At 57.6% G+C, this 17,128-nt stretch carries 17 protein-coding genes; 3 read left to right on the top strand and 14 right to left on the bottom strand.

Translation table 11 applies throughout. From position 1 onward, the window contains the following. The coding region (locus QZL71_RS04930; RefSeq protein WP_294648041.1) for a ParB N-terminal domain-containing protein at positions 1-253 on the bottom strand (253 nt) is incomplete at its 3' end. Positions 254-271: 18 nt separating this feature from the next. Next, positions 272-1,105 (bottom strand): ParA family protein, encoded by an 834-nt coding sequence (locus QZL71_RS04925; protein ID WP_294648038.1) that lies wholly within the window; start codon positions 1,103-1,105, stop codon positions 272-274. A gap of 36 nt (positions 1,106-1,141) precedes the next feature. Here QZL71_RS04925 and QZL71_RS04920 point away from each other — a divergent pair, with 36 nt between their 5' ends. After that, the gene (locus QZL71_RS04920; protein WP_294648035.1) at positions 1,142-1,705 is read left to right on the top strand and encodes a hypothetical protein; all 564 of its coding nucleotides are present in this window, start codon (positions 1,142-1,144) and stop codon (positions 1,703-1,705) included. A 50-nt stretch (positions 1,706-1,755) separates the two neighbouring features. On the opposite strand, the gene QZL71_RS04915 is transcribed toward QZL71_RS04920, so the two are convergent. The 12 genes from QZL71_RS04915 to rpmH form a co-directional block, all read right to left on the bottom strand. Next, on the bottom strand, positions 1,756-2,553 hold the full coding sequence (locus QZL71_RS04915; protein WP_097774092.1) for a ParB/RepB/Spo0J family partition protein: 798 nt from the start codon (positions 2,551-2,553) through the stop codon (positions 1,756-1,758). Positions 2,554-2,712: 159 nt separating this feature from the next. Then, on the bottom strand, positions 2,713-3,420 hold the full coding sequence (gene rsmG, locus QZL71_RS04910) for a 16S rRNA (guanine(527)-N(7))-methyltransferase RsmG (RefSeq protein ID WP_207698885.1): 708 nt from the start codon (positions 3,418-3,420) through the stop codon (positions 2,713-2,715). Between the two features lie 19 nt (positions 3,421-3,439). Beyond that, positions 3,440-3,997: a prolyl-tRNA synthetase associated domain-containing protein gene (locus QZL71_RS04905; protein ID WP_363912624.1), complete on the bottom strand. Its 558-nt coding sequence runs from the start codon at positions 3,995-3,997 to the stop codon at positions 3,440-3,442. A gap of 31 nt (positions 3,998-4,028) precedes the next feature. Continuing rightward, positions 4,029-4,430, bottom strand: a complete 402-nt coding sequence (locus tag QZL71_RS04900) for a hypothetical protein (protein ID WP_291013442.1) — start codon at positions 4,428-4,430, stop codon at positions 4,029-4,031. A gap of 49 nt (positions 4,431-4,479) precedes the next feature. Further along, on the bottom strand, positions 4,480-6,348 hold the full coding sequence (gene mnmG / locus QZL71_RS04895; protein WP_294648032.1) for a tRNA uridine-5-carboxymethylaminomethyl(34) synthesis enzyme MnmG: 1,869 nt from the start codon (positions 6,346-6,348) through the stop codon (positions 4,480-4,482). Positions 6,349-6,829: 481 nt separating this feature from the next. Beyond that, positions 6,830-8,200 carry a tRNA uridine-5-carboxymethylaminomethyl(34) synthesis GTPase MnmE gene (gene mnmE, locus QZL71_RS04890; protein ID WP_097774094.1) on the bottom strand — a complete coding sequence of 457 codons (1,371 nt, stop codon included), beginning with the start codon at positions 8,198-8,200 and terminating at the stop codon, positions 6,830-6,832. Between the two features lie 220 nt (positions 8,201-8,420). Further along, positions 8,421-10,232, bottom strand: coding sequence for a 5'-nucleotidase C-terminal domain-containing protein (locus QZL71_RS04885; RefSeq protein ID WP_294648029.1), 1,812 nt, complete (start codon positions 10,230-10,232; stop codon positions 8,421-8,423). Positions 10,233-10,534: 302 nt separating this feature from the next. Then, on the bottom strand, positions 10,535-11,698 hold the full coding sequence (jag, locus tag QZL71_RS04880) for an RNA-binding cell elongation regulator Jag/EloR (RefSeq protein WP_294648027.1): 1,164 nt from the start codon (positions 11,696-11,698) through the stop codon (positions 10,535-10,537). A gap of 17 nt (positions 11,699-11,715) precedes the next feature. Further along, positions 11,716-12,777: a YidC/Oxa1 family membrane protein insertase gene (locus tag QZL71_RS04875; RefSeq protein ID WP_294648024.1), complete on the bottom strand. Its 1,062-nt coding sequence runs from the start codon at positions 12,775-12,777 to the stop codon at positions 11,716-11,718. A 94-nt stretch (positions 12,778-12,871) separates the two neighbouring features. Then, on the bottom strand, positions 12,872-13,186 hold the full coding sequence (yidD, locus tag QZL71_RS04870; RefSeq protein ID WP_294648021.1) for a membrane protein insertion efficiency factor YidD: 315 nt from the start codon (positions 13,184-13,186) through the stop codon (positions 12,872-12,874). Then, a complete protein-coding gene (gene rnpA, locus QZL71_RS04865; RefSeq protein ID WP_044953169.1) occupies positions 13,183-13,593 on the bottom strand; it encodes a ribonuclease P protein component in 411 nt (136 codons plus the stop codon). The genes yidD and rnpA overlap by 4 nt, the downstream gene beginning before the upstream one ends. 214 nt (positions 13,594-13,807) lie before the next feature. Next, positions 13,808-13,942 (bottom strand): 50S ribosomal protein L34, encoded by a 135-nt coding sequence (gene rpmH, locus QZL71_RS04860; protein WP_005924258.1) that lies wholly within the window; start codon positions 13,940-13,942, stop codon positions 13,808-13,810. A gap of 356 nt (positions 13,943-14,298) precedes the next feature. Between rpmH and dnaA the strand changes: the two genes are divergently transcribed. After that, positions 14,299-15,621 carry a chromosomal replication initiator protein DnaA gene (gene dnaA / locus QZL71_RS04855; protein WP_005937115.1) on the top strand — a complete coding sequence of 441 codons (1,323 nt, stop codon included), beginning with the start codon at positions 14,299-14,301 and terminating at the stop codon, positions 15,619-15,621. A gap of 394 nt (positions 15,622-16,015) precedes the next feature. Further along, entirely contained in the window at positions 16,016-17,122 is a 1,107-nt protein-coding gene (gene dnaN, locus QZL71_RS04850; RefSeq protein ID WP_097776786.1) for a DNA polymerase III subunit beta, read from the top strand. Positions 17,123-17,128: the final 6 nt, after the last annotated feature.

Here is a 17,128-nt window from a genome sequence, read left to right as displayed (position 1 = left end):
CCCCCGCCACGATGCTGTAGCCGCCGCGCGGGCGCGGACGCACCGCGATGGGCTGCAGCAGACCATGCTCTGCAATGCTGGCCGCCAGCTCGCCCAGCGCCTGTTCGTCAAAGGTCTTGCGCGGCTGTTCCGGGTCCGGTTCGATCTCACGCAGGGGCAAGGTGTCTACCTTTGCACCGGACTCAAAAACCGGGGCGGCATCTTCAAACAGACTGTCCAGCCCGCGGCCAAGCCCTCCTTTTCCTCTTGCCATTCATGTTCCCCCTGAGGTTTAATCTTCCAGAGCATTTTTCGTCTGCTCTGCGACGGGTGCACTTTTGCGGCGGGCCTTTTTGGGCTCGTGCGGGCGGTTGTTCTTGACAAATTCGATTGCCAGATCCATGTATGCTTCGCTGCCCTTGCCCTTGGGCTCATAGAAATTGATGGGCTGGCCGTAGCTGGGTGCCTCCGAAATGCGGATGGAGCGCGGGATGGTGGTCTTGTACACCTTGGAGCCGAAATACTTCTGCACCTGCTCCACCACCTGCACGGTCAGGTTATACCGCAGCGAGAACATGGTGAACACCACGCCCTCGATATCCAGATACGGATTGTACTTTTTGCGAATGGTCTTTAAGGTGCTGATCAGCTCCGAAAGACCCTCCAGCGCGTAATACTCGCACTGCACCGGAATGAGAACGCTGTCGCAGGCACTCAGGCCGTTCAGGGTGAGCAGGTCCAGACTGGGCGGACAATCGATAAAGATGAAGTCATAGTCCTTCTGCACCTCGGCCAGCGCCTTGCGCAGGCGGCTCTCACGAGCGGGCAGGTCGATCATTTCCAGACTGGCACCGGCCAGACGGGTGTTGGAGCCGATGACATCGGTGCGGTACTCGGTCTTACGGATGGCCTCGGAGACCCGCGCTTCACCGATCAGGATCTCGTAGGTTCCCTTTTCCACGCTGCGCTTCGGGATACCGTAGCCGGTGGTGGTATTGCCCTGCGGATCAAGGTCTACGATGAGCACCCGCTTGCCCAGCGCCGCAACGCAGGACGACAGGTTGACGGCGGTGGTGGTTTTGCCAACGCCGCCCTTCTGGTTCGCAATTGCTACAATTTTTGCCACGCACAATTCTTCCTTCCGGGAAAATTTAATTGTTCCATGTGGAACATTCGCAGTCATGCCCGCCGGTTTCCCGTCCATACAGGCACCTTAACACCTAGTATAGCACATCCAAATCGGTTTTTGAACCATCTGAAGCGTTTTTTCGCTGGATTTTTAACTTTTAGAGGTGGGAAAATCAAAAAATGCACGGTTTCGGGAGACAAAACAAACGATTTTGAATGCGCGCCGGGAAGCTGGCTAGCCCTCTCAGTCAAGCCCTATCGGGCTTGCCAGCTCTCCCAAAGGGAGAGCCCTTGGCATAACGGCAAAGTTTCCGGGCAAACCATAACGCTTTCCGGTTTCGCCAGAGGCTCCCTCTTTGAGGGAACTGTCGCGCAGCGACTGAGGGGCTTCCAATCGGCGGAACACAAAAAATCCTTTAGCGAAGCGACTTGGATTTTTTGTATGGAGCCCAACAGCTTTGGGGTTACTAGGGGCGAGCAGCCCCTAGTTCGTGCCTCCCGCGCCTCGAAAGTAGCGGGTGCTTTTCTGGTTCTCTTTTGGCACGCAAAAGAGAACGTACCCGGCGGCAATGCTTTAGCAAAAGGCATGAAACTTTAAACACGCGACTACGCTCTGCACGGGAGTTTCCTGTTCCACATGGAACAATTTTACCGTTCGGCGGCGGTGGTTGGGATGCGCACCGTATATTCGATATACCCATCCTTTTCCTCCCGGTGGGCAGTGGCGGGCACACCATTATCGGTCATCAGACGGATGGCATGGTCGATGGTGTTCACAAAAATACGCACATCCTTGACCATCGAGATGCGATGCCTGCCTTTTGCAGGGGTGTTGAGCAGCTGTTCAATGTAGAGGTCGGTCTGCCGGGCGTTCATGCGGCGCTTGGCAATGTTGATCAATGCTTCACTGCGGCGGTTCTCCGGCAGACGCAGCACCGCCCGGGCATGGCGCTCGGTGAGGCTGTTGTCCAGCACGAACTGCCGCTGGTCGGCGTTCAGCTGCAAAAGCCGCAGCTTGTTGGCAAGGGTGGGCTGCGCCATGCCCAGACGCTTGGCAGCTTCGGCCTGGGTGCAGTCCCACAGCACCATCACATCCTTTAAGCCCTGCGCCTGCTCAAAGGGGTTCAGGTCGGCCCGCTGGATGTTTTCCAGCAGACCCAGCGCGGCGGTGCGCTCATCGTCGTAATCACAGAGGATGGCAGGGATGGTGTTCATTTTAGCAAGGCGGCAGGCACGGAGCCGCCGCTCCCCGGCTACCAGCTCGTAGCCGCCATCCGACACTTTTCGCACCGAGATGGGCTGCAGCAGACCATTTTCTCGGATGCTCTGGGCCAGCGCAGCCAGCTCCTGCTCGCTGAACTCCCGCCGTGCCTGAAACGGCGACGGCCTGATCTGATCGATGGGCAGGAAATAAATTTTGCCCGCCTGCTTTTTGCGTTCAAACATGGATACACGGCTCCTTTCGCGTGGTGGATGGGTTTTGTTTTTCACATTTTCCCGGGAAAGCGTGGAAAACTCAGGCTTCAGGCACAGTGTATCACACAAATAAAAGCCCTGCCAGAAGTTTCGTTCGGCAGGGTTTTACAAAATTCTATCGATATTTCGTTATTTCAACGGGCTTTTCGCAATTTTTCCGCCGTTTCTGGGGTAGGCTGTCGGAGTCTGCGAAATCTTTTTGCACAGAATCAGTGTACGGGTGTCGCCGCCCGGAAGGTGCAGAGTGCGAGTCTCTTTGTATTCACCGCCCAGCTTTTTGATGGCACCGCGCGCTGCGGCCAGTTCTTCCTCACCGGAGGAGCCCTTCATGGCGAGGAAATTGCCGCCCACCTTTACCAGCGGCAGACAGTATTCGGCCAGCATGGGCAGCGCGGCCACTGCACGGGCCGAGGCCAGATCAAACTGTTCACGCCACGCCTTGCGGGCGGCTTCCTCGGCGCGCTCCTTTGCAAACTCCACGCCGGTCAAACCCAGCTGGGCACAGGCGTACTTCAAAAACTCCACCCGCTTGCCGGTGGGCTCCATCAGGGTCAACTCCAGTTCCGGCTTGTAGATTTTGGTCACGATGCCCGGGAAGCCTGCGCCTGCGCCCACATCCACCATGCGGCCCGCCACTTCCGGCTGGCTGGCAAACAGCAGGCTGTCGAGGAAGTGCTTATCCTCGATCCCCTCGGGGTCGGTGATAGCGGTCAGGTTGACCTTCTGGTTGTAGTCCACCAGAATTTCGGCAAAGGCATCCAGCTGGTCCAGCTGGGTGCCGGTGAGAGTGATGTTCCATGTGGAACATTTTGCTTCAAGGCGCGGTTTATCGATCATACGCAGGTTTTCCTTTCTGTTATTCGCCGGTCAAGTGAACAAAGATCGGCTCGTGGTGCACGGCAGGCAGGAAAGTTTCCAGCACATCTGCCGTTCGCAGCTTGAGCGAGGAGGTGTTGATGCAGGGGTGGCAGCCGAGGTACTCCCCTGCCTTTATGTCCTCATCCATCAGCAGCTGCACCTTATTTTCAGCATCATTGGCAAGGCCCATAATGGAGGAGGAGCCGGGCGTGCAGTCCAGATACTGCTCCATATCCTCGGGCGAGGCAAAGCTCAGGCGGGCAATGCCCAGCTGATGGGAAAGCTCTTTGGTTTTGAAGGGCTTGTCCCCGGGCATCATGAGCAGATAAAAGTTCGTCTTCTGCCGGTTGCACAGGAACAGGTTCTTGCACACGGTGGCATTCAGGCAGGCATCGATCACATGGCAGTCCTCCATGGTGTCGGCCTTCATCCAGCCGTGGTCGGTGCGCCAGAATTGGATGCCCAGCTTGTCCAGCAGGTCATAGGTACGGATCTCTTTTTCCAGCCGCGCGGTGCAGTCGGCAGGACGGCCCTCGTAAAGCTTCAGTTCTTCCATTGGTTGCAGCTTCTTTCTATGTTTAACGATTTCAAATGCCCTCCGCGTTGCTCTGGGCAAATTCATCGGAAAAATTATTTTTATATTTGCAAATCAGGAAAATCTGCGGATTTTCCTGATTTGCTTTTTCACACGGAAGGTCGTAATGGTAAATGGCATCTACTGCCGCTGACTTCCTGCGGGAGCATTCACGCAGCAGAAAATGCACAAGCTTATCCGCACGGCGCGTCGCGCAAGCGACTCGAAATCGGCGGAACACAAAAAATCCTCTAGTGAAGCGACTTGGATTTTTTGTATGGAGCCCAACAGCTTTGGGGTTATTAGGGGCGAGCAGCCCCTGATTCATGGATCCAGCGCGTTGAAATCGCTGGTTGTTTTCTGGTTCTCTTTTGCAACCAAAAGAGAACATCCCCGGCGGCGATGCATTTTGCAAAAGGCATGAAGCCCGCCCCACACGAATACTCTCTGTGCGGGAAGCAGGCTTACTTCCTCGCTGCCAGTGCAATGCTCAGCTGCGCCACATCGGAGGGCGATACGCCCGGGATGCGCCCCGCCTGACCGAGGTTCTTCGGCCGGATGCGGGCCAGCTTTTCGCGGGCTTCCAGCGTCAGACCGGCCAGATCCGCATATTCAAAGTCGTCCGGGATCAGGGTCTTTTCGTGCCGGGCCACGTCCCGGATCATCCGGTCCTGCCGGGCAATGTAGCCCGCATACTTGATCTCGGTCTCCAGCCGCTCGGCCAGCATGGGGGTGATCTCCTCGCCCCAGCCGATGACACCGGCCAGCAGCGGATAGCTGATCTCCGGGCGGCGCAGCAGCTCTTCCGCAATGCCGCCCTCGGCAGCAGGGGCAAGACCGGCCGCTTCCATGGCGGTGCGCAGGTCGGCGGTGCGCAGATGCGTCTCATGCAGGCGGCGGCGCTCCGCTTCCAGAATGCTCTGGGTGTGCTGGTACTTGGCCCAGCGGTCATCTTGCACAAGGCCGTATTCCCTGCCGATGGGGGTCAGCCGCTGGTCAGCGTTGTCCTGACGCAGGGTCAGGCGGTACTCGCTGCGGCTGGTCATCATGCGGTAGGGGTCCATGACACCCTTTGTGACCAGATCATCCACCAGTGTGCCCAGATAGCTGGTGTGGCGCGGCAGAATGAGCTGCTCTTTGCCCAGCGCATTGCGGGCGGCGTTCAGTCCGGCCAGCAGGCCCTGGGCGGCAGCTTCCTCGTAGCCAGAGGTGCCGTTGAACTGACCCGCACCGTACAGTCCCCGCACCACCTTGCTTTCCAGCGTGGCTTCCAGACTGGTGGGGTCCACGCAGTCGTACTCGATGGCGTAGGCCGGGCGCATGATCTCGATGTTCTCAAACCCTTTGATACTGCGGTAGAAGGCGTTCTGCACATCCTCCGGCAGGCTGCTGGAGGCACCCTGCAGATACATCTCTTCGGTGTTCTCGCCGCAGGGTTCCACAAAAATGGGGTGGCGGTCCTTGCCCGCAAAGCGCACCACCTTGTCCTCGATGGAGGGGCAGTAGCGCGGGCCAACGCCCTCGATCATGCCGCCATAGAGCGGGCTGCGCTGGATGTTATCCAGAATGATCCTGTGGGTCTCGGGGTTGGTATAGGCGATCCAGCACTCCACCTTGTTGTGCATGGGTGCATCGGTCATAAAGCTGAAGGGCTGCAGCTCATTGTCCGGGTCGCCGGGCTGGCATTCCAGCTTGGAAAAATCGATGCTGCGGCGGTGCACCCGGGCAGGGGTGCCGGTCTTGAACCGGCGCAGCGGCAGCCCGGCAGCCTTCAGGCTGTCGGTCAGGGCGTTAGCGGCGTGCATCCCGTCCGGGCCGGAGGCGTACCACGCATCGCCCACAAAAATTTTGCCGCCAAGGTTCGTGCCGGTGGCAATGACCACGCATTTGGCGCTGTATTCCCCGTTCAGCTGGGTCACAACGCCCTTCACACGGCCGTTCTCGGTCTCGATGCTCACAACCTCAGCCTGATGGATGGCAAGGCCGGGCGTGAGTTCCAATGCATGCTTCATATATTCATGGTAGCGCTTGCGGTCGGTCTGCACACGCAGGGCGTGCACCGCCGGGCCTTTGCCCTTGTTGAGCATCCGGCTCTGCAGATAGGTGGCATCTGCAGCAAGGCCCATCACGCCGCCAAGCGCATCCAATTCACGTACCAGCGTGCCTTTTGCCGTGCCTCCAATGCTGGGGTTGCAGGGCATGTTGCCAATGGCATCCAGACTCATGGTAAACACGGCCGTTCTCGCGCCCAGCGTTGCGGCGGCGTGAGCTGCCTCGATACCAGCGTGGCCGGCACCGATGACGATAACGTCATAATCTCCTAAGTGGTTCATATACTTTCGGGTTTCCTCTAACAAATGATTTAAAATGCCCTCCGTTTCACTCTGGGCATATTCAGCGGAAATATATTTTTTAAATTTGTAAATCCGAAAAGCCTGCGGGCTTTTCGAATTTACTTTTTCACGGGAAAGGGTCGTAACAGGAAACGGCATATTGCTGCTGTCAGCCTGCAGCTGTCGCGCAGCAGATAACGCATAAACTTGTCCGTATGGCTCGTCGCGCAAGCGACTACAAATCGGCGTAACACAAAAAATCCTCTAGCGGAGCGACTTGGATTTTTTGTATGGAGCCCATCTCCTTTGGGATTATTAAGGGCGAGTAGCCCTTAATTCGTGCCTCCCGCGCCTCGAAAGTAGCGGGTGCTTTTCTGGTTCTCTTTTGGCACGCAAAAGAGAACATCCCCGGCGGCGATGCATTTTGCAAAAGGCATCAAACTTTAAACACGCGACCACGCTTCGCGCGGGAAGCTCTTCGTCACTTTCCCACGCAGAAACGTTCAAACACCTGTTCGATCACAGCTTCCGAGGCGTTCTCACCGGTCAGGTCGCACAGGGCGGCCAGTGCGTCGTCCACACAGACGGAAACGGCATCCAGCCCAAAGCCGCCTGCGGCAGCATCCAGTGCACCGGCCACAGCGTCCCGCGCACGCAGTGCGGCGGAAAGCTGACGCTGGCCGGACAGACTGGCGGCATGGGGGTCGATCTGGCTGGTACCCAGCAGGCGGGCCACCGCAGCGGAGATCACCTTGCGGCTCTCCTCCTCCTGACAGCACACCGGCAGCACCATGGCAAAGCAGGGTGCTATCAACTCTGCGTCAAACTGCGTTGGTTTATCCTCTTTGTTGATAAGTGCAATGGCTGGACGGCCTGTGCAACGCTGTGCAAGCTCTAGATCTTCCCGCGTGGGCGGCTCAGAGCCATCGAACACAGCCAAAATCAGGCCTGCCTCCTCCAGTTTTTTCCAGCTGCGGCGGATGCCCTCGGCTTCAATGGCATCTTCGGTCTCGCGCAGACCGGCGGTATCGAACAGATTCAGCTGGATATCCCCCAGCTGTACCGCCTGCTCCACCACGTCACGGGTGGTGCCAGCCACCGGCGTGACGATGGCCCTGTCGAACCCGGCCAGCAGATTGAGCAGTGTGGATTTGCCCGCATTTGGTCTGCCCACAATGGCGCAGTCCACACCTTCGCGCAGGACGGTATCCGCCTGATAATTATGGATCAACTCGTCCAGCTCTGCCTTTACCCCACTCAGTACGCGGTGCAGATGGTCACCGTCCAGCTCCGGCACATCCTCTTCGGGAAAATCCACCCATGCGGCAAGGTGAGCCTGAATGGCGGTAAGCGCTTCCTTCTGGGCACTGATCTTCTTTGCCAGCGCACCGCCCAGCGCGGCATTGGCCAGCGCGGCACCCTGACGGCCATCCGCCGAAATCAGATCCATGACGGCTTCGGCCTGCGTCAGCCCCAGCTTGCCGTTCAGGAACGCGCGGCGGGTGTACTCGCCGGGCGCGGCAGGCTGAGCACCGGCAGCAAGACAGGCTTCCACCAGACGGCGGGCCACGGCGCTGCCGCCATGGCAGGAAAGCTCCACCACGTCCTCGCCGGTATAGCTGTGGGGCGCGCGGAAAAACAGGGCCACGCCCTCATCAAAGGCTTCGTCCCCTTCCCGGAATGTGCCGTACATGGCGGTGTAGCCTTTGGCATCCTCCACCTTTTTTGCGGCGTTGGCCGGGCGGAACACCCGGGCTGCTATGGGATAGCTCTCCGCACCGGAGAGCCGCACGACGGCAATGCCGCCTGCGCCCGGCGCTGTTGCAATGGCTGCAATGGTCGTTTCCTGCATGGTTTTTTCTGGCTTCCTTTCCGCGCCCGGTCTGGCCGCTTGCTCCCATCTGCCCACAGCAGCGAGACCAATACAGTTTCATTGTACCACGAAATGCTGCGGAATGGTACTGTTTTTTCAACCAATTCCCGGGAAACGGTTGAAAATCCGCCCGTTTCTCACACAAAAAAGGGGCTTTCCGTCCCAACACGGAAAGCCCCTTTTTACAGGAAACTGTTTTTTAGAACTTGGCGATATCCGCCGTGGTGATGGCCTTGCCAGGCAGCGTGCGTGCATCGGCATTCTCATTCAGGGCCAGCTTGCCCTCGCGCAGCAGCTGCACAGCCTTCTGGTGATCGGCAGCCTTCCAGTTGTTGCCCACGATCTTCCAGTTGTTGTTCACGTGCGGCTCAATGGTGCCGCCCTTCACGGTGCGGATGTACTCGCCCAGCAGCTCGCGGATGCCGCCCACGTCGCCGCGCACATCGATCTCCAACAGCTTGGGCAGATCCTCACCGGGCAGGAAGATGTCCGCAGCCGTCAGCAGCTGGGTGGTGGCGCGGTAGTTGTTCACTGCCACCACAAAGGTGTCGGTGTCCTTCACGGCCTTGCCGTTCGGCCACTTGAGGTTCTTGATGCGGTGGCCCGGCTCTTTGGAGACGTCCAGCTCGTAGTTGACACCCTCAAAAGCATCATACAGGTAGTAGCGCACCGAGGGGTCAAAAGCGATGGTCACTTCATCCGGCTTCCATGTCTTGAAGAAGGCTGCGGACCACTCCATGAAGCGGCGCAGCTGCTCGCCAGTCATCTGCAGCTTGTACAGGGTGTTCTGGTAGGTGTAGATGCTGGCCATATCGCACTTGCGGATGGTGCCCGCGCGCATCTGGGAGGTCATGGAGGTCAGGGCGGTAGCAGAGACCTGCGCACCAGTGTAGTACATCTGCACTTCGTTGATGAAGTCCAGCAGCGCGGTATCCTGCACCATGGCCTGCGGCAGGCAGTCGATCTCGTTTTCGGGGGCCAGATCGCCGCCCTTCAGCTCGCCAATGGGGGTAACAGCGTCTTCCTTGGCGCGGGTGTCGTAGGAGGCCAGCAGAGCGGTCAGCTCCGGATCGGGCTCGTACTCCTTGATCTGCAGGTTTTCAGAGGTGCGGTTCACGACCTTCCACTTACCGTCCAGCTGGCGCTCCAGATAGACGTGGATCTCGGACAGGGTGGCACCGGCGTTCTTGTTCTCCACCACCAGCACGTTGTTGATCATCATGTTGGGGATGCTCCTGTGGCCGTGGCCGCCCACGATGACATCGAACTCGGGGCAGGCATTGGCCAGATCGGTAACGCCGGAGCCATAGACACCGTACTCGTTCTCGGTATCCATGTGCATGACGCCGATCAGAACATCCACCTGATCCTTGATCTTATCGATGATCTTGCGACTCTCGTCCACGGGGTTGGTGACCTTCCAGCCCTCCAGATTCTTGGCATCCCAGCGGATGATGTTGGGGGTGACCATGCCAATGACACCGATCTTGACGGTGCCCTTCTTGATGATGGTGTAGCCGTCGGCCAGCGGGGTGCCGTCCGGTGCGTAAACATTGCCGGTGAGCACCTTGGCCTTCTGCTGTCCCATGACCTTTTTCAGCACATCCATGCCGTAGTTGTACTCATGGTTGCCGGTGGTCCAGATATCATAGCCGATGGCATTCATGGCAGCGATCATGGGATGCAGGTCATCGTTCAGGAACAGCTCTGCGGAGTTGGCCTGAATGGTATCGCCTGCATCCACCACCAGCGTGTTCCGGGTGCGGCACTGCTTGATGGCAGTCGCCTGCTGGGCCACACTGCCGGAAGCATCTGCCTTGTTGGCAGCGTAGTCCCAGGGGTCGAATTTGCCGTGGGTATCGCTGGTAGCAAGGATCTGCAGATCCATGCTCCACAGAGACTTGATGTCACAGGCGGCTGCAGAGGGTGCCATGCAGCTGGCGGCTGCGATGGTTGCGGATGCCCCTGCACCACGCAGGAAGCTGCGGCGGGAGATCTTGTTCTGAGCCATAGTTGAATACCTCTCTTTTCATCATTCTGTCTGTTCTTCACGAACAGAACGCTCTTGACTACAGTATAAATCCTCGACCAATTGTTTTACAATTGCCATTTAAGAGAAAGATTTCGGCAAAAAACAGGCAGTTTCTCCAAATTTTGAGAAGAATGACTTTTTTATGCTCAGTATACCGCAACAGCTGCCCGACCCGAAACCAGCTTGGCGTTAGATTTTGGTAAAATCCTTTTTGCGTGAAAAAAGGTCTCCGGAAAATCCGCAGATTTTCCGGAGACCCTGATTTCAAAAGTAATTCCGTATTACAGCTCGATCTTGCCAAAGCTGAAATCGGCAAAATCATCCACGCGCTCGGTGCGCTTGGGTGCTACCGGTGCTGCATTCTCGGCATCACGGGGTGCATAGGTACGCTCCGGCACGCCGGAAGGCCGCGGGCCGCGGGGTGCACCATTGCGGCTGCCACGGTAACCGCCGCGGTTTCCATTGTGGTCGCCATGCTCAGAACGGTTCCCGCCGCGATAACCGCCATTGCGGCTGCCGCCGGGACGACGGCCATTGCCGCGTCCGCCACGGGGACGGCGCTCGCCATAGGTGTTCTCGGTCTGTGCATCGGGTGCGGTGGAGTAGATGACCACACGGCGGTCACGGCCTTCGCCCTTGCTCTCGCTGCGCACGCCCTCCATCTTGCTGATGGCAGAGTGGATGATGCGGCGCTCGTAGGGGTTCATGGGTTCCATGGCAAAGCTGCGGCCGGTCTTGCGCACCTTGGCACCAATGCGCTGTGCCAGTGCGGTCAGGTCGCTCTCGCGCTTATCGCGGTAGCCGGCCACATCCAGACCCAGCTTGATGTAATCGCCCTCCAGACGGTTTGCCACAAGGCTTGCCAGATAGGAAAGGCTCTCCATGGTCTCGCCGCGGCGGCCGATGAGGGCACCCAGCTTTTCACCGTCCAGACGGATGATGGTAGCTTCGCCCTTCTGCACAGCGCTGAAGGTGACATTCTCCACGCCCATCAGGGCAATGACCTCACGCAGGTAGTCCACAGCAGCCTTGATCTTAGCGTTCTCTTCGATCACGATGGGGACTTCCGGCTCCTCTTCCTCGGCAGCGGGCTGCTCTGCAACAGCTTCTGCAGCGGGGGCAGCAGGCTCTTCGGCCTTTGCTTCCGGCTGTGCTGCCGCAGCGGCAGGCTCCTCTGCCACGGGAGCGGCCTTGACAGCCTCCTGCACGGGAGTCTTTTTCTCAACAACAGGCTCAGCGGGTGCTGCAGCCGGAGCGTCCGGCTCCTCCACGCTCACGCACACCTTAGCGGGGGTGAGCTTCAGGCCCAGAAAACCAGTCTTCTGGGGCATTTCCAGCACTTCGCAGCTGACATTCAGATCATCGGCCTGCACGCCCAGCAGAGCGCAGGCTTTTGCGCGGGCTTCATCGACCGTTTTGCCGGTCGCTTCCTGCTTACGGATCATAACCGTTCATCCTCCTCTTATTCTTTATCCTGCTTGTTCAGCTCGCTCAGCGGCACGGTACGCTCGTCCTTGTAGCGCTCCTCGTCCAGCTGGCGGGCATACTCCAGACGGCGCTTGTTCATCTCGCTGGCAGAAAGGTTCTTTTCCGTGGTCTTGCCGGTCTTGGGATCGGTGACCTTGACGGTAGTGTTCTTCACACCGCGTTTTTCCTGCTTTTTCTTTTCTGCGATCTGCGCTTCGATCTCCTTGCGCATCTTCTCGGGGTCGTACACCTTGCGCATGACCTGGGTCTGCACGGTCATCACGATGTTGGAAATGACGTAGTACAGAGAGAATGCCAGAGGATAGGTGAAGCAGAAGAACAGGTACATCAGCGGCATCATATACATGGTCAGCTTCATGCTGCCCTGCATCTGCTGGCCGCTGGCCTTCATGCTGATATGGGTGGACAGGAGCATGGTGATGACCGACAGCAGCGGCAGCACAATGTCCAGAGAAAGGCCCAGCTTGGGGATGCGGGTCAGGTCGATGCCGAGGAAGTTCATGTGCTGGCTGAACTCGGTAATGGTAGCGATCTGCTCGGCGCTGAAGCAGCCCAGCACACCGCCGTTGCCAGCAACCACCTGTGCGATGATGTTGGTATCGCGGGTGATGGCGGTAAAGGCGACGCCGGAGGCGGTCAGAGCCTCACCGGCGGCGGTCAGAGCCGCAGCGCTGATGTGGAAGATGCGCTCCAGCGGATTGTACACGACACCGATAACGCCGAACATGACAAGGAAGTTCAGCAGCATGGGCACGCAGCCTGCGGTGGGGTTATAGCCGTAGTTCTGCTGCAGCTTGAGCATTTCTTCCTGCTGCTTTTCGGGCTTGTCCTTGTACTTGGTCTGGATCTCCATCATCATGGGCTGGAAGGCCGACATTTTAGCCATGCTCTTCTGCTGGCTCAGCTGCAGAGGAATCTTGACGATGTTGATGAGCAGCGTGAAGATGATGATGTCCCAGCCGTAGCTCGGGAGCAGCTTGTAGATCCACTCCATAACATAGCCGAGAGGACCGCTCAGGATGTAAAAGAAGTTCATACCTTTGTCCATTCTGCCCCGTCTGTGGCACGGGACTTGTTATTTTTATCGTAGGACACGCTGCCCACAGTGCACCGCGTCACAAGAAGCATATTTACTTTTCCACCTTTTGCTTGTGCCGTGTGGAAAACAGATTTGCGGGCTGCAGCCGGCGGGCAGGGTTCTGCCAGCGGCCCGGCTCCGGCACCGGGTCAAAGCCCCATTTGCCGAAGGGATTGCACCGGGCGATGCGCCATGCCCCCAGCAGGATGCCCTTTACGCACCCATGGGTCATGATGGCCTGCATGGTGTAGTTGCTGCAGCTGGGCGTAAAACGGCAGCTGCGGCCGATCCATGGGCTGAGAGTGTACTGGTAGGCCCGGATGGGCACGCACAGCGCGCGGCGGCAGATGTACTGCAGGCGGTTCATGCGTCCGGCTTTTCCGCCTGTGCCCTGCGTGCCGGGGGCACGGTGGCAGGGGGCGGCGCATCCGGCCGTTTGGCCTTATCCGGCAGACCGGCCTGTGCAAACAGCTTTGCCACAACGCTGCTCAGCTGCCAGCTCTTCAGCCGCGGGGTCATACCGCGGGCTACAAAGATCAGATCATAGCCGCCGATGTTGTAGTCCAGATGCTCGTCGATGGCCGCCTTCATCACGCGGCGGGCGCGGTTGCGCTGCACGGCGTGGCCGATCTTTTTGGTGGCGGTCAGACCCACGCGGGTCTTTTTGCTGCGGGTCTTGAGCACATACATCACAAGACCGGGGTTCACATAGGATTTGCCGCGGGCATACACTCTGCCAAACTCGCTGTTGCGGCGGATGGGACGATAGCGCATGATTCCGCGCCTCCTTTCTGTGGCTGAGAACACGCCCCGAAGGGTGCATTCTTCAGCCAGTATATCAAAAATTTTTCGACTTTGAAAGCCCATGCGGGCATTTTTACGAAAATTCTTTCAATTTTCAAAAAAAAAATAAGACCGCTAATCCAATATCAGCGGTCTTTTGTGCGCATATTCATTTCTGCGCCGGATCCCGTCATAAAAGGCCGGATCAGACAGTCAGGCTCTTGCGGCCCTTTGCACGGCGAGCATTGATGACCTTACGGCCGTTCTTGGTGCTCATGCGGGTCAGAAAGCCATGAACTTCCTTGCGCTGACGCTTCTTGGGCTGAAAAGTTCTCTTCATGGTTGTATCCTCCGTAAAAACTTATCCCCGGTATGGGGTCTGATGTGGTCCCAGATTGGGGACAGGCTTGCAATTCAACAGTATATCGCATAGTATGGCGTTCTGTCAAGCATTTTTTTCGCTTTCCTTCAAACTTTTTTGTGAAAAGATTTTCAACTTTTTCACCATTCTGCCGTGGAAAACTCTTTTGCCACAAGATATTGTGGCCCTGTTTTGACCATGCCACAACGGCCGTGCAGGGGCTTTTCTTATGTATTATAAATTACATTATAGAAATATGGACGCACAGCGTTTTTTGTGGTATACTAACCTAGTATCAGCAGCATTGTTGAAAACTTTAACGGAGTGGATGTTTTATGGATTCTTTTAAGGACGTTTTAGAGGCCGCCCAGGCGTACTGCAAAACGCAGATGGCCGAGCCGACCTATAATCTCTATATCGACGGACTGGAGCCGATCAGCTTTGAGGATTCCAGCCACATCACCCTTTCGGTGCGCAACGACTTCATCTGCAAGATCGTGACGGACCGCTACCTTGGCCTGCTCAAGGAAGCCTTCAAGACCGTGCTGGGCTTCGACGTGGACATCACGCTGGTGGTGCCCAGCACGCCGCCGCACGAGGTGGTGCTGGCCCAGCAGTACGAGGCGAACCCCGCCTCCCCGCAGGGCAACTACGAGTTCACATTTGAAAACTTCATCAAAGGCCCTTCCAACCAGTTTGCGTTTGCTGCTGCACAGGCGGTTGCGGCCAATCCCTCCGGCGCATACAACCCGCTGTTCATCTACGGCGGCTCCGGCCTTGGCAAGACCCATCTGCTCACGGCCATCCAGACCGAGATCAAGCGCACCCACCCCGATTTCGTCATCATGTACGTTACCTGCGAGCAGTTCACCAATGAGCTGATCGCCGCCATCCGCGCCGGCAGCACCGAGGACTTCCGCATGAAGTACCGCGTGGCAGACCTGCTGCTGGTGGACGATATCCAGTTCATCGCCGGCAAGGAGTCCACGCAGGAGGAGTTCTTCCACACCTTCAACTCCCTGCACGATGCCCACAAGCAGATCGTCATTGCCTCCGACCGCCCGGCCAAGGAAATCAAAAGTCTGGAAGAGCGTCTGCGCACCCGCTTTGAGTGGGGCCTGACCGCCGATGTGCAGCCGCCGGATTTTGAGACCCGCGTGGCCATCGTCAAGCGCAAGGCAGAGCTTTTGCATCTGGACCTGCCCGAGGATGTGGCCGAGTTCATTGCCAACCACCTGAAGAACAACATCCGCCAGCTGGAAGGCGCTGTAAAAAAACTGAACGCCTACTACATGCTGGAGGGCATCCAGCCGGTCATCAGTGTGGCCCAGAATGCCATCAAGGACATCCTCAACGAGACCCAGCCGGTGCCCGTGACCATCGAGAAAATCATCGGCGAGGTGTCCCGCACCTTCAACGTCTCCCCTGCCGACATCCGCGGCACCAAGCGCAACGCCAACGTTGCCTCTGCCCGCCGCGTGGCCATCTACATCCTGCGCGAGGTCACCGGCATGAGCATGGAAGAGATCGGCCGTGAATTCTCCGGCCGTGACCACTCCACCATCGTCTACTCCCTCAAGACCATGGAGCGTGACATGAAGAACGACCAGCACCTGCGCGAGACCGTGAGCGACATCATCAAGAACGTGAAGGCCTGACCGCAGAAATCGTGCAAAAGTCGTACTCATTTATGGGTGAAACCCCAAAATATGGGGAGAAAACGGAACAAAACGGGGAAAAAGAACCTATATCTTGTGGTAAAAACGCAAACCTTTCCACACTTTCCACAGAGTTTTCAACATTCAACCTCCGTTCTCCACATGGTCTGTGGAAAGAAAGACCTATCCCAACCTTTCCACGATCCATTCACAACACATTCACAACCCCGTGGAAACCAAAACCCCCGCATTCCGACAAGGCTTTTCGGGGTTTTCCACAAGTTCCCCACCCCCTACTACGGTTACTACAACAAGTTCAATAAGATAGACCGGTTCTGAAACTGTTTTCAAACACAAAGCAACATCAGAAACGAAAAAAAGGAGAGAATTCAGTTTGAACATCGTATGTGATAAAGTTCTGCTGAGCGCAGCCATCGATGGTGTGTCCAAAGCCGTCACCATGCGTTCTGCCATCCCTGTGCTGGAAGGTATCCTGCTGAAAGCCGAAGGCTTCCAGCTCAACCTCACCGGCTACGATCTGGAAATGGGCATCGTGACCACCATCGAAGCCAATGTCAAGGAAGCCGGCGAGGTGGTGCTGAATGCAAAGCTACTCAGCAGCATGATCAGCCGGATGCCCGCCGGTCAGGTCAGCATCCTCTCTGCCGAGAACGGCAAGACCACCATCCAGAGCGGCGTAGTCCAGTTCGAGATTCAGTCTATGCCGGCCAACGATTTCCCCGAGCTACCCAATACCGGAGCGGAAGAGACCCTGACCATCAAGACCGGCGTGCTGAAAGATATGATCGATCGTACGTTATATGCTGTCAGTCAGGACGAGAAAAAGCCCGCCCACACCGGTGAGCTGTTCGAGATCCTGCCCGACAAGCTGACTGTGGTGGCACTGGACGGCTACCGTCTGGCCATCGTGGAACGCCCGGTGACGGCGGTAAAGGATATCCGCATCATCGTGCCCAGCAAGACCATGACCGAGGTCGCCCACCTGCTGCCCAACGACGACGAAGAGCCGGTGCACATCAGCGCCAACCGCCGCTATGTGGTCTTTATGGCCGGCGGCTACACCATCATGAGCCGTCTGATCGAGGGCGAGTTCCTCAACTACCGCAACGTGATCCCCGCCGACAGCCGCACCCGCGTGACCATCGACACCAAGGAATTCATCGAGACCATCGAGCGTGCTTCGCTGATTATTACAGAGCGTTTAAAAAATCCTCTCCGCATCTCCTTTACAGAGGGTAGAGTCGTGGTGCGCTGCCAGACCAACCTTGGCCGCGTGGTGGACGAGTTCAACGCCGACTGCGAGGGCGATGAAGTGGAGATCGGCTTCAACAACCGCTATCTGCTGGATGCGCTGCGCAACGCCCGCACCGAGAAGGTCCGCATGGAGATCAGCGGCCCTCTGAGCCCGGTCAAGGTGCTGCCTGCCGAGGGCAACGACTTTTTGTATCTGGTGCTGCCGGTGCGCTTCAAGAACGATTAAGAGGGC

This window comes from uncultured Faecalibacterium sp., assembly GCF_900066275.1.
GTDB lineage: Bacteria > Bacillota > Clostridia > Oscillospirales > Ruminococcaceae > Faecalibacterium > Faecalibacterium taiwanense.
The sequence above is the reverse complement of the archived record's forward strand: the minus strand, read 5'-3'. Positions and strand labels throughout refer to the sequence as shown.